General features: G+C 34.4%; 12 protein-coding genes. 1 reads left to right on the plus strand and 11 read right to left on the minus strand.

The window, feature by feature from the left end; translation table 11 throughout:
• Nucleotides 1-52: 52 nt before the first annotated feature.
• Nucleotides 53-1,126, minus strand: a complete 1,074-nt coding sequence (gene pdxA / locus IEV72_RS01215) for a 4-hydroxythreonine-4-phosphate dehydrogenase PdxA (protein WP_188457250.1) — start codon at nucleotides 1,124-1,126, stop codon at nucleotides 53-55.
• Nucleotides 1,127-1,247: 121 nt separating this feature from the next.
• On the opposite strand from pdxA, the gene IEV72_RS01220 reads away from it, so the two are divergent.
• Nucleotides 1,248-1,841, plus strand: a complete 594-nt coding sequence (locus IEV72_RS01220; protein ID WP_188457251.1) for a riboflavin synthase — start codon at nucleotides 1,248-1,250, stop codon at nucleotides 1,839-1,841.
• A 279-nt stretch (nucleotides 1,842-2,120) separates the two neighbouring features.
• On the opposite strand, the gene IEV72_RS01225 is transcribed toward IEV72_RS01220, so the two are convergent.
• The 10 genes from IEV72_RS01225 to atpB all read right to left on the minus strand — a co-directional run bounded on the left by IEV72_RS01225 (nucleotide 2,121) and on the right by atpB (nucleotide 12,392).
• Complete coding sequence (locus tag IEV72_RS01225) at nucleotides 2,121-3,542, minus strand: TolC family protein (protein ID WP_188457252.1); 1,422 nt, start codon at nucleotides 3,540-3,542, stop codon at nucleotides 2,121-2,123.
• Nucleotides 3,543-3,546: 4 nt separating this feature from the next.
• A complete protein-coding gene (locus IEV72_RS01230) occupies nucleotides 3,547-4,896 on the minus strand; it encodes an HlyD family secretion protein (protein WP_188457253.1) in 1,350 nt (449 codons plus the stop codon).
• 11 nt (nucleotides 4,897-4,907) lie between these two features.
• Nucleotides 4,908-6,584 (minus strand): peptidase domain-containing ABC transporter, encoded by a 1,677-nt coding sequence (locus IEV72_RS01235; protein WP_188457254.1) that lies wholly within the window; start codon nucleotides 6,582-6,584, stop codon nucleotides 4,908-4,910.
• Nucleotides 6,571-7,263, minus strand: coding sequence for a TetR/AcrR family transcriptional regulator (locus IEV72_RS01240; protein WP_188457255.1), 693 nt, complete (start codon nucleotides 7,261-7,263; stop codon nucleotides 6,571-6,573). Before IEV72_RS01240 ends, IEV72_RS01235 begins: the two co-directional genes overlap by 14 nt.
• Before the next feature lie 161 nt (nucleotides 7,264-7,424).
• Complete coding sequence (gene atpG / locus IEV72_RS01245) at nucleotides 7,425-8,297, minus strand: ATP synthase F1 subunit gamma (RefSeq protein WP_188457256.1); 873 nt, start codon at nucleotides 8,295-8,297, stop codon at nucleotides 7,425-7,427.
• Nucleotides 8,298-8,329: 32 nt separating this feature from the next.
• The gene (atpA, locus tag IEV72_RS01250) at nucleotides 8,330-9,910 is read right to left on the minus strand and encodes a F0F1 ATP synthase subunit alpha (RefSeq protein WP_188457257.1); all 1,581 of its coding nucleotides are present in this window, start codon (nucleotides 9,908-9,910) and stop codon (nucleotides 8,330-8,332) included.
• A 41-nt stretch (nucleotides 9,911-9,951) separates the two neighbouring features.
• Complete coding sequence (gene atpH, locus IEV72_RS01255; RefSeq protein WP_188457258.1) at nucleotides 9,952-10,482, minus strand: ATP synthase F1 subunit delta; 531 nt, start codon at nucleotides 10,480-10,482, stop codon at nucleotides 9,952-9,954.
• A gap of 11 nt (nucleotides 10,483-10,493) precedes the next feature.
• Nucleotides 10,494-10,994 carry a F0F1 ATP synthase subunit B gene (locus IEV72_RS01260; protein WP_188457259.1) on the minus strand — a complete coding sequence of 167 codons (501 nt, stop codon included), beginning with the start codon at nucleotides 10,992-10,994 and terminating at the stop codon, nucleotides 10,494-10,496.
• Between the two features lie 77 nt (nucleotides 10,995-11,071).
• Nucleotides 11,072-11,269 (minus strand): ATP synthase F0 subunit C, encoded by a 198-nt coding sequence (gene atpE, locus IEV72_RS01265; protein WP_188457260.1) that lies wholly within the window; start codon nucleotides 11,267-11,269, stop codon nucleotides 11,072-11,074.
• Nucleotides 11,270-11,294: 25 nt separating this feature from the next.
• Complete coding sequence (gene atpB / locus IEV72_RS01270; protein WP_188457261.1) at nucleotides 11,295-12,392, minus strand: F0F1 ATP synthase subunit A; 1,098 nt, start codon at nucleotides 12,390-12,392, stop codon at nucleotides 11,295-11,297.
• Between the last annotated feature and the right edge of the window lie 37 nt (nucleotides 12,393-12,429).

Consider the following 12,429-nt stretch of genomic DNA (forward strand, 5'->3'; position numbering starts at 1 on the left):
CAGTTTTGAGCCTGCAAATATAAAAAATAATTACAAACTACAAGTTGTTAGTTTAATTATGTTTAGAGCCTTGATTTTCTCTTGCTGTAGGCTTTATTTGTAAAGGGTTTTTATTCATTTCCATATAGCTCATTCTATTTTTATAAATATCAATTGCCATGTAAACCGCTTGTAAGAATGAACTCGGGTCTGCTTGATTTTTACCAGCAATATCAAAGGCGGTTCCATGGTCTGGCGAAGTTCTAATGCGGTTCATCCCTGCGGTAAAGTTGACTCCTTTTCCAAAAGCCAAGGTTTTAAACGGAATTAATCCTTGGTCATGGTAAGCAGCGATGACGGCATCAAAATTTTCATGGTTTTTAGAACCAAAAAAGCTATCTGCTGCATAAGGTCCGTAAACCAATTCGCCCTTTAAATCGTTTATTTTATGTATCGTTGGTTTCAACACCAATTGGTCTTCGTCTCCAATTACGCCGTTGTCGCCGCTATGTGGATTGATTCCTAAAACAGCAATTCTAGGTTTTACAATTCCAAAATCTTGTTGAAGCGACTGACTCATAATTTCCACTTTCTTTTGAATGCGCTCCGGTGTAATATGCGATGCTATATCTTTAACAGGAACATGGTCCGTAAGTAAACCCACTTTCAATTTTTCTGAAACCATAAACATCATGTTGTCTCCTTTCAGCTTTTGAGCAAAATAATCTGTATGTCCTGGAAAAGTAAATTCTTCAGATTGAATGCTATTTTTATTGATGGGCGCAGTTACCAATACATCAACTTCTTTGTTAATTAAAGCTTCCGTGGCAACTTCAATAGAGCGAACGGCATATTTACCTGCTACTTTATCTTCTTCACCAAAATTCACTTTAAAGTTAGATTTCCACGCATTTACCACATTTACCTTTCCATCTACTGCTTTAGATGAATGCGGAATACCGTGTAATCTAATTTCTAAATTAAAATACTTTTTAAAAAAAGAAAGCATTTTTACGTTGGCAAAAATTACAGGAGTGCAAAAGTCTAACATGCGGATGTCTTCAAAGGCCTTCAAGGCAATTTCGGGTCCTATGCCATTTAAATCTCCAATGCTTATTCCAACTTTAATGGGTTTATTCGTGCTCATCTTATGTTTTAATTTTTGTTTTGCTTTTTCTTAAATCGAACTTAAGTAAGCTGCGAAAAAGAAAGTGCTAAGTCTATTTCAATTACTTTTGCAGTACAAAGGTAACTAAATAATCAAGGAAATGTTTACAGGAATAATTGAAGAAGTGGGAAAAGTTACCCACATTACGCAAGAAGGTAGCAACTACCACTTTAATATACAAGCCAATTTTGCCAACGAATTGAAAGTTGACCAGAGCGTTGCACACAACGGCGTTTGTTTAACCGTAGTAGGTTGTAACGAAAATTCGTATCAAGTAACAGCTATTAAAGAAACCTTAGACAAAACCAATTTAGGCGATTGGAAAGTTGACACAGCTATAAATCTTGAACGCGGTATGCGTTTAAATGCGCATTTAGATGGACATATTGTACAAGGTCACGTAGACCAAACGGCAACTTGTACTTCGGTAAAAGAAGAAGATGGCAGCTGGTTTTTTAGTTTTTCTTACAGCCCGAAACAACAAAACGTAACCATAGAAAAAGGCAGCATAACCATTAACGGTGTAAGTCTGACTGTGGTAGACAGCGGTTTAAATAACTTTAGTGTTGCTATTATTCCATATACTTACAAACACACCAACTTCAACAACTTAAATGAAGGCGATGTAGTTAATTTAGAATTCGACGTAATAGGAAAATACGTAAAACGACTACTGGAAGTACAAGGTAAATAAGAAGCAATTTCCAGCTATCCGCTGCTATGCCTTCCCTTTTTTCTAGTAAAACTTTAACTGGTCTAGAAGCTTCTTAGGTCGCTGCTAGACCAGTTGTTTTACACCAAAAAAGGCTGCGGGATATCCGCTTCTATCTGGGCTAGGTCTTCCGCATTTTGCCATTAGCTTTTTGGAATAAGAAAATAAATATTCAGAATTCACAATAGAAAACGATTATGTAAAAACATCAATAGCTAATGTATGTTTGATGCTTTTAAATCAAAATGTGAAAAATCCTAATTATTCTACTAAAATCTCGTTAGCTAGTAAGTTAAACAACAAAGCTTTCGATTCAAACAAACGAGCTTTGGCTTTTATTTGTTCTAATCTAGCATCGATGAGTTGCTGTTCTCTAGAGTTAATTAAAAACACAGAACTCTCACCAAAAGAAAATTTACGTTCTTCTGCCGTTAGTAAATCATCAAAATTAGTAGCAATTTGCTGTATAGTAACCAACTGTCTTTCAAACGAACTTATTCCTTCTTGTGCGGCTTCTATTTGATTTCTAAGTTCGAGATTTTGAAATTCATATTCTAACTCTGCATCCCTAATTTTAATTTTAGTCAAACGCAAATCACCGCGTTCTTTTCTTAAAAATAAAGGCATACTAAAGGAAATACCTGCTTGGTAATTATTGGGCGTAAAGGAATTAAATTGTTCGGGTTGTTCGCTTAAAAAATTGTATTCAACATCTAAATTTGGTTTCAATCTTTCTGCTGCCAAACGCCTGTCTACTTCTAAAGATTCTATACTAGAACTTAAAAAACGAAGCAAAGGATGCTGCTCTACATCATATTGTTCTAGTTGTATTAAATTGGTCCCCAAAACATTGTCAATACTCAATTCATTCAACTCAGCAGGTAATATTCCTGGGTCCAATTGCAGAGGAACGTCGTTTTCTAACCATAAAAAATTAGAAAGTTTCAACCTAGTTTGGGTTAATTTTAAGCGTGACTTTTCTAAACTTAAATCTCTTTTTTGAACAATTATTTTGGCTTCAAGTGTATCAATAACAGGAATATCACCTTGTAAAGCGCTTTGTTTAATTCCTTGAAAACGGATTACTGCATTATCTAAAAATTCTTCAAAAATATCTACTTGTTGCTGAGCCTGATACCAATCTACATAGGCTAAAGTGGCTTTGTATAAGACTTCGTTTACTTTTAAATCTCGCTCTGCCTGATTTAAATTTTGAACTATTTTCGCTTTTTTAAGCGTGGCCATACGCTCATTGATAAACAAACCCTGACCAAGTGGCAAGGAAATTCCTGCTTTGTATAAACCATCTTCGGGAACACTGCGTTCAGGATTTAAAAACCCTCCTTCAGCTTTTTCGTAGCCTGCTTTTATATCTAAACCAAACCAAATAGGAATACTTAATCCTGCATTAAAAATTTGGTAATAATCTGTATCTTTAAAATCTTTTCCTTGATAGTCTCCCACTATTTTAGGATCAAAATTTCCTCGCGCTTTCATAAGATTTGCCTCAGCCGCAGTAATTTTTAACTCCGATTGTTTTGCAATTGGATGATATAGTTTTACATAGGCTAAAAACTCTTGCAAACTCAAGTCTAAACCCACATTGTTATCGGGTTGCTCTTGAGCATTTACGGTCAAAATAGCCGAGTAAATAAATAAGAATACAATGAAGTATTTCTTCATTAATTTATTTTTTAATGGTTGTTTTATCTACTTCTGGCTGATAATAATCGGGTGGAAATCCATTGATTTGTCGCCACAATTCATACCAAACCGGTACATTATTTAACAAAGCAAAAGAGCGCGCTCCTGTTCCTGCTCTTATGGGTTCTGGCCAGTCCGGCTCATCTGGATCGGGAGCAATTAAAACCCGGTATTTACCATTTGGGCTAATAAAGCGTTCAATAGCAACAACTTCTCCACCAAAAGTACCATACGAAAGATTTGGCCAACCTGAGAAAAATATAAATGGCCAACCGTCAAAAATAATTCGTACTTCTTCACCAACATGTATTAAAGGCAAATCGATTGGATCTACAAAAGTTTCTACTGCTAAATCTATGTCTGATGGCATAATAGTTACAATTGTCGCGCCCTCCTTAAAAGTTTCACCAACACCTTGTTGAATGGATCGATTAATATAACCGTCTTGAGGTGCAACAACATATTTAAGTGTTCGGCGAAAGCTAATGTTAGCATATTCGTTCTCTAGTTTGTATAGTTGTGACTCCGTGTCTGCTTGATTAGACAATGCCGTAAATTGTTCACTTTCAGCTTTAGAAATTTTATCTTTATATCCTGCTTTAATACTAGTAATTTCTATTTGTGCGTTTAAAACCATGTTTTTGCTCTCTAAAAGTTTGTTCTCTTGAGAAATGATTTTAGCTAAACTTTCTTGGTATTTTATCTTTTTAAGTTCGAGCTCAGTTAAGGCTTTTAAGCCTTCGCTTTCTAAAGTTTGTGTTCGTTCAAGCTGACGTTCTGCAATACCCAGTTGAATTTTAGATGCTTCAAAATTAATACTATCGCTTTGTACTTTTAAATTGGCTTGCAATAGTTTGTTTTCCGCTTGTTCGAGTTTAAGGTCTCGTTCTTCTCTAAGAGCGGCTATTTGATAGTCAAGTGCTTGTACTTTATTTTGGTAGGATTCAAACGAAAAGCCTTTTGCTTTTACTTGCGCATCTGTTCTTGCCAAAAGATTTGGATCGAAAAAGGAGTCTTTTATTTCTGAAATATGTACAATGGTATCTCCTTTTTGTACATAATCTCCTTCTTGAATATACCATTTTTCTATTCTACCAGGAATAGCCGATTGTATAGACTGTGGGCGTTGTTCAGGTCGTAAAGTAGTAATGCTTCCATTTCCACGTACAAATTGCGTCCAAGGCAAAAATAAGATGATGAAAATAATGATAAATAAAGCAATAACAAATTTATTGAAACTGTTATATCGCCTATCGTCTGAAGAGAATTTTACAGCTTTAAATTTATTGTAATCTTCTCTTATTTTTATTTTATTTTTTGAAATATGTAACATGATTACAACAATTAAGATTCAACTATTTTGCCTTTATCCAAGTAAATTTTTCGATCACACTTGCTAATCCATTTACTATTTCTGCTTACAACTATGATTGCCCATGGGTTAGTTGGTTCGAACAAGAAATCCATGATTTCATCAATTTCACCATCTTGAAATTCGACCAACGGATCTTTTAAAACCAATAATTTGGGTTTGGTTACAATCGCTCTTGCCAGCATTATTTTTTTGGCAACGGTATACGGAATATTTCTTCCTTGTGTAGCAATATTAGTATCTATCCCTAAACTTTGCGACTTAATAAACGGGCCTAAATTCAACTTTTCTATTGCCCAATCCAAATCTGCTTTTTTAACATCTGGATTGTTAAATGTAATGTTATCTCTAATACTTCCTTCAAACGGAAAATTACCAATTAAAGAGTGACCTACAAAACTTCTGTAATGATCTATTTGTATGTTATTAAATGTAATATCATTGATAAAGAAATCTCCTTCCGTTGGTAAGATAAGACCTGAAACCACTTTTAAAAGAGTTGTTTTCCCTGAACCAGAAGTACCATCTATAAAAATTCTTTCCTTTGGTTGAATAGTCAAATTTAGTCCTTCTAGAGATTTTTTCTTAGCGCCTTTGTATTTTAAACCTAGGTTAGTTAATTCTATGGTTAAATCTGTTCCAGGATCAAATGGTGTTGTACCATCAAAACGTTCTAGTTTAAGGTCGTTAACGTTACCTATTTTTTCTAAGCCTGTTAATACATCATACACATTTTCCAGTCCCAGAATTAATTTCTCAACAGAATTTACCATCAAAATAACAATTACTTCGGCACCTACAAACTGTCCGATATTCATTTGTTGGTTTACCACAAGTAATCCACCAATAATAAGTAAAGCACCAATAACGAGCACTTTAAAACCAATCATTTTAAAAAATTGCAAGCGTAAAATTTTAAAGTGATTTTCCCTAGCATTAAGGTATTTAATTACAATATCATCATGTTTTGATGAAGCCAATTTAGAACTTCCAGACACTTTAAAACTATCTGTATTTCTGGCTACTTCTTCAATCCAATGTGCTGTTTCATACTTATACTTAGATTGTATTAAGCTGGTCCGCACACCTTCTGGCGCGCTGAAGTTAAAAACCACGTACATCAACGCCACTAAAAAAACACCAAATAAAATGAAAAATGGGTGATAAAAAGAAAGTAAAATAAGACCAAAAAGAATTTGTACGCCTGCTGTGGAAAAATCGATTAACATTTTGGGTACGCCTTTTTGAATGGTCATGGTATCAAAAAAACGATTGGCTAACTCAGGCGGATAATTTGACCCAAAAGCCGTATAAATAATTCTAGGGAAACGGTATATAAATTCAAAGGAAGACTTGGTAAACAAGCGTTGTTGCAAATCTTCCGCAACCCGCATTTGCATGTAATTTAATAATCCCGCAAAAATAACACTGGCTAAAACAAGACTGATAAGTACAATCATGGTAATCCTAAATTCACCCGCTTGAATAAAGTTAATAATTGCCTGAATACCTAATGGTAGCGATAATGAAACTACTCCAGCAAATGCAGCGTATCCTAAAATTAAATAAATAGTTCTTAGTTCAAATTTGAGTAATTTAAACAACCTATTTAGTGGAGTCGGATTATTGTTGTTTTTAGTTGAACTCATTTGTAGCTAAGTTTAATTGGTTAGATACTATGTTTTTGAAAAATTGACAAGTTTTTTCTTCACTATCGCAATCGGTTATGTTTTGAAAATGCATGGCTAAATAATGTTGATGCAATGCGCCATCTATTACAGAAGATGCTAAACTTCTAGGGTAAAGATAATCTTTATTTACATGTTGAATCATTTCGACTAAACGAAACACCAAACGTTTGTAAACCTGAAAGAAACCTTTCTTATTTTCATCATCAACTGCTTTGTTATGGTAAGCTTTGGTAAATTCTTCAATAACAATTTCTCGCAAAGCAAGCTGATTAATAGCAAGGCTAAGACTTAGATTTTCTGGAGTTCCTGTAACTATTTCAATAGCTTTCATCAACTTTTGAGTACAATCCTGAATGGAATTGGTAGCGATAACTAAACGATACTCCATATAACTCCAATACAAAGAAGTTATGTACAAAAGAAATTTGTGTTTGTTTTCGAAATATCGGTAAATCGAACTTTCTGTTGATTGAATGCGCTTGGCCAGTTTCTTAAAAGTGAATTGCTCAAATCCAATTTCCTTGATTAGCTCTATACCTTGTGTTACTATTTGTGAACCCAAATTTGAACTTTCTGGATCCTTGATATACAGATTTTCATTGATCTGAATACGAATATTACTTAGTAGTTGTTCCATATTGAAAATAAGACTTACAAATTTAATAGTATTACTATCAAAAAAATATGCTTTACCATTTATTTAACGAAGAATAAAATGGAATGGACTGACTGTAAAAGGGGTAAAAATAAAAAACCCAGCTTGTTGAGCTGGGTCTTTACATATCAAAATAAAAATAGTTAATCGCTTAGTGCTTCTGCACCAGCAACAATTTCTAAAATTTCGTTGGTAATTGCAGCTTGTCGTGCCTTGTTGTAAGATAATTTTAAATCGTCTCTTAACTCTTTAGCATTATCAGTTGCTTTGTGCATAGCAGTCATTCTAGCTCCGTGTTCAGATGCTATAGAATCACGTAGCGCCTTAAACAACTGCATTTTTAATGCTTTTGGGATCAACTCTTCAACAATAGTTTGTTTTTCTTGTTCGAAGATGTAGTCGATTTGATTTGTTTCTGCTTCAGCATCTAGCATATCTTGCTTGATAGGCAGAAAATCTTCAGTTAGTACAATTTGCGTACCTGCATTTTTGAAATGATTATAAACCAAAACTACTTGATCATAAGTTTCAGCTTCAAAATCTTTCATGATTTTCTCAGTAAAGCTGGCAACCTCTTTGTAGTCTATATGATTTACAAGTTCTTCATTATGGTAATCTATAATGTAACTTTTTGAATCTAAGACTTCGTATGCTTTTTTACCTATAACCGCTAATGAAATTTTTTCATTTTTGAATCTACCTGTAGCTAAAGTTTTAACTTGTTTTACAATATTAGAATTAAAAGCACCTGCTAAACCTTTATTTGAAGAAACAGCAATAATCAATACATTTTTCACTTCACGTTCAACGGTGAATGGGCTGTTTGCTTCATTGTCTAAAGACGCACTTAAATCTTGTAAAAGCTCCTTAAGTGTATCAGCATACGGGCGCATTTTAGCAATTGCATCCTGAGCTTTGCTCAACTTTGCAGCAGAAACCATTTTCATTGCACTGGTTATCTGCATAGTTGAACCTACCGAGCTGATTCTATTTCTTAAATCTTTTAAATTTGCCATTATACTTCTTTTACAGAGTGCTTACTATAAGCTTAATCTACGTATTTTGCAGCAGCTTCTTTAGCTGCTTTCTCTAAAACGTCTGTAATTTCTTCATTAATTTTTCCAGACTTTAAAATGTCTAGTTCTTTACGGTATTGTGCATCTAGTAAAGATAAGTAATCTTTTTCGAAAGATTTGATATCTTCAATTGGCACTTTACGCATCAAGTTTTTAGTACCCGCATAAATTACCGCAATTTGCTTTTCTACTGGGAACGGATCCGATTCTGCTTGCTTTAAAATTTCAACATTACGTTTTCCTTTTTCAATGGTATTCTGAGTAGAAGCATCTAAATCTGAACCAAACTTAGCAAAAGCTTCTAATTCGCGATATTGAGCTTGGTCTAATTTTAGTGTACCAGCAACTTTCTTCATAGACTTGATCTGAGCAGAACCACCTACACGAGATACAGAAATACCTACATCAATTGCTGGACGAACACCCGAGTTAAATAAATCTGAAGTTAAGAAAATCTGACCATCGGTAATCGAAATTACGTTGGTTGGAATATATGCTGAAACGTCTCCCGCTTGCGTTTCAATAATTGGGAGTGCAGTTAATGAACCACCACCTTTTACTTTTCCTTTTAAGGATTCTGGAAGGTCATTCATTTCAGCTGCAATTTTATCGTCATTGATAATTTTTGCAGAACGCTCTAATAAACGAGAGTGTAGATAAAATACATCACCTGGATAAGCTTCACGTCCTGGAGGTCTTCTTAATAATAAAGAAACTTCCCGATAAGCCACAGCTTGTTTAGATAAATCGTCATAGATAATTAAAGCTGGACGACCTGTATCTCTAAAATATTCACCAATAGCTGCACCAGCTAACGGAGCATACACCTGCATTGGTGCTGGATCTGATGCATTTGCAGCAACAATGGTGGTATAAGCAAGTGCTCCTTTTTCTTCTAAAAGGTTAGCAATACCAGCAACTGTAGATGCTTTTTGTCCAATAGCAACATATATACAGTAAACAGGTTCACCTGCATCGTAAAATTCTTTTTGATTTAAAATAGTATCAATACAAACGGCTGTTTTACCTGTTTGACGGTCACCAATAACCAACTCACGTTGACCACGACCTACAGGAACCATTGCATCAATAGCTTTAATACCGGTTTGCATAGGTTCAGTTACAGGCTCACGAAAGATTACCCCTGGCGCTTTACGCTCGATTGGCATTTCGAAGGTTTCACCTTCAATTTGGCCTTTTCCATCGATAGGAATACCTAGTGTATTTACAACTCTTCCGGTAATGCCTTCTCCAACTTTAATAGAAGAAATCAATTTAGTTCGTTTTACAACATCACCTTCATTAACGCCAGTAGATGAACCTAAAAGTACAACACCAACGCTGTCTGCTTCTAAATTTAACACCATGCCGCGCAAACCACCTTCAAATTCAACTAGCTCGCCATATTGTACGCTAGATAAGCCATATACGTTGGCAATACCATCGCCTACTCGAAGTACTGTTCCTACTTCGTCTAATGAAGCTTCTGATGAAAATCCTGAAATTTGTTTCTTTAAAATTGCTGAAATTTCAGCAGGTTTAATCTCTGCCATAACTTGTTCTATTAAATGGGTATTTCTACCTTTATCCTTAATTAATTTACTAATTGTCTTTTTACTCTATGTAACTGATTAATTACACTTGCATCAAACTGCATATCTTTAATTCGCAATACAAAACCACCGAGTAGATTTTCGTCTACTTGCATATCTAGTTCTGCTTCTGCGCCAGTTAATTCTTTTATTTTATCTTGAATTTCTTTTTCTAATTTAGCATCTAGTTGCACTGCTGAAGTAACTTTAGCACGCTGTATTTGGTGCGCATCTTCATATTGTTCAATAAATACATTAGCAACAAGACCCAACAATTGTATTCTTCCATTAGCTGCAAGAACTTCAATTAACTGCAGGGCAGATTTATTTAATTGTTTAAATACTTCTTTTGCAACATTAAGCTTTTGTTCAACTGAAATAACTGGGCTACTAAAAACAGTTTTCAAGTTTTTATTTTCAGATAATGTAGATGCAACCAACTGCATATCTTCAAATATAGCTTTGGTATTGTTGTTCTCTTCAGCAATGCTGTAGATAGCTTTAGCGTAACGTTTTGCAGCAGATTTACTCATTTTGTAACTTATTAATTAAGTTGTACTTCTTTTAGCATTTTTTCTACTAAAGCTTTTTGAGACTTATCATCTTTCAATTCTGCTTTAATAACTTTTTCTGCAATATCAAGTGATAGCAATCCCACTTGAGATTTTAATTCTTTAATTGCTGCCTTCTTTTCTGCTTGAATGGTTTCTTGTGCTTTGGTAAGCAATTCAGCAGATTTTTTTCCAGCTTCTTCAGTTGCTTCTTCTAACAAACGCTTTTTCATGGCTTGAGCATCACGTAACATTTGGTCACGTTGTTCTCTTGCTTCGTTTAGCATTTGCTTGTTATCTTCTTTGAGATTCATCATCTCTTCTTTGGCACGGTCTGCAGCATCCAATGCATTTTGAATGCTTTCTTCTCTAGAATTTAAGCTATCTAAGATAGGTTTCCAAGCAAACTTTCTTAGTAAGAATATTAATATTACTAATATAATTGCCTGCCAAAAAAACAAGCCGAAACTAAAATCATTTATTAACTTCTCCATTATAAAAATTGTTCAGATTAATGTTAAAACAAACCGCTGTAACCAATCGTTACATACGGTTTGATTTTTTCATTTTCTTAAGCTTTACCTAAGATTAGAGCTGCGAATGCTAAACCTTCTAATAAGGCTGCAATAATAATCATGGCGGTTTGGATTTTACCTGAAGCTTCTGGCTGACGCGCAATAGCTTCCATGGCAGAACCTCCGATCTTTCCAAGACCCATACCTGCTCCGATTACAATTAATCCTGCTCCTACTAATAGTGGAATTTCCATAGTTTACAATTTATATAGTTAACAATTAAATAATTTCTTTTGTTGCATGCTCATCATGAGCGTGATCATGCTCTTCTACTGCTAAACCAATAAACAATGCCGATAACATTGTGAAGATGTAAGCCTGTAAAAAAGCTACCAATAATTCAATTACAGAAATAAACAATGCCAACAACAATGAAATTGAAGTATCTGCATAAATGTTATTTCCTACAAATATTAAAGCTATTAAGCTCATAATAACAACGTGGCCTGCAGTAATATTTGCAAACAAACGTATCATTAAAGCAAATGGCTTCGTCAAGGTTCCTAATAACTCTATAGGAATTAAAATAATTTTCATTAGTACGGGAACGCCTGGCATCCAGAAAATGTGTTTCCAGTATTCTTTATTCGCACTAAATTGTGTAATTACATAAGTAAATAAGGCTAGACAAGCTGTAACAGCGATATTTCCGGTAACATTTACACCAAGTGGCGTCATCCCTAATAAATTCAATATCCAAATAAAGAAAAATACGGTTAATAGGAAACCCATAAAGTTTCTGTATTTTTTCTCACCAATATTAGGAATTGCAATATCATCTCTTACATAAATTACCAACGGCTCTAAAACACGTCCAAAGCCTTTAGGCAGTTTAGAATGCTTGTAGTTTTTGGCTAAACCACCAAACATGAACAACAATAATATTGATGTCAATATCATAGTAGCTACATTTTTAGTAATAGAAAAGTCAAGCGGTTTGCTGTTAGTAGGATGGTTTTCTTCACCTAAGGTAATTGTTCCTTCTGCATCTGTTTTATAAATTTTACCGTGGTAAATTTTATAATATTCTCCATCAGCTTCAGCAACGGTTTCACCATGATGAAATTTTGAAGATAAAAAAACTTTCAAACCATCATCTATAAGAATTATAGGTAAAGGAAAACCAAAATGCTCACCAGTTTCACCATCGCTCCAAAAATTATAATCGTAAGAATCCTGAAGGTGATGATCTATGTATGCATCAATTTCAGACTTTGAACTTACGGCCCCGCCATCACTTTCGGCTTTTGCGAAGGTGCTAAGAGAGCAAAACACTAATAAAACTAGGATAAACTTGGCTATACTGAAGTTATGCATTTGTATCGCGTTAAATCTTTCAAATTCGGGTGCAAAT

It is taken from the genome of Psychroflexus planctonicus, assembly GCF_014640195.1.
Classification (GTDB): Bacteria; Bacteroidota; Bacteroidia; order Flavobacteriales; family Flavobacteriaceae; genus Psychroflexus; species Psychroflexus planctonicus.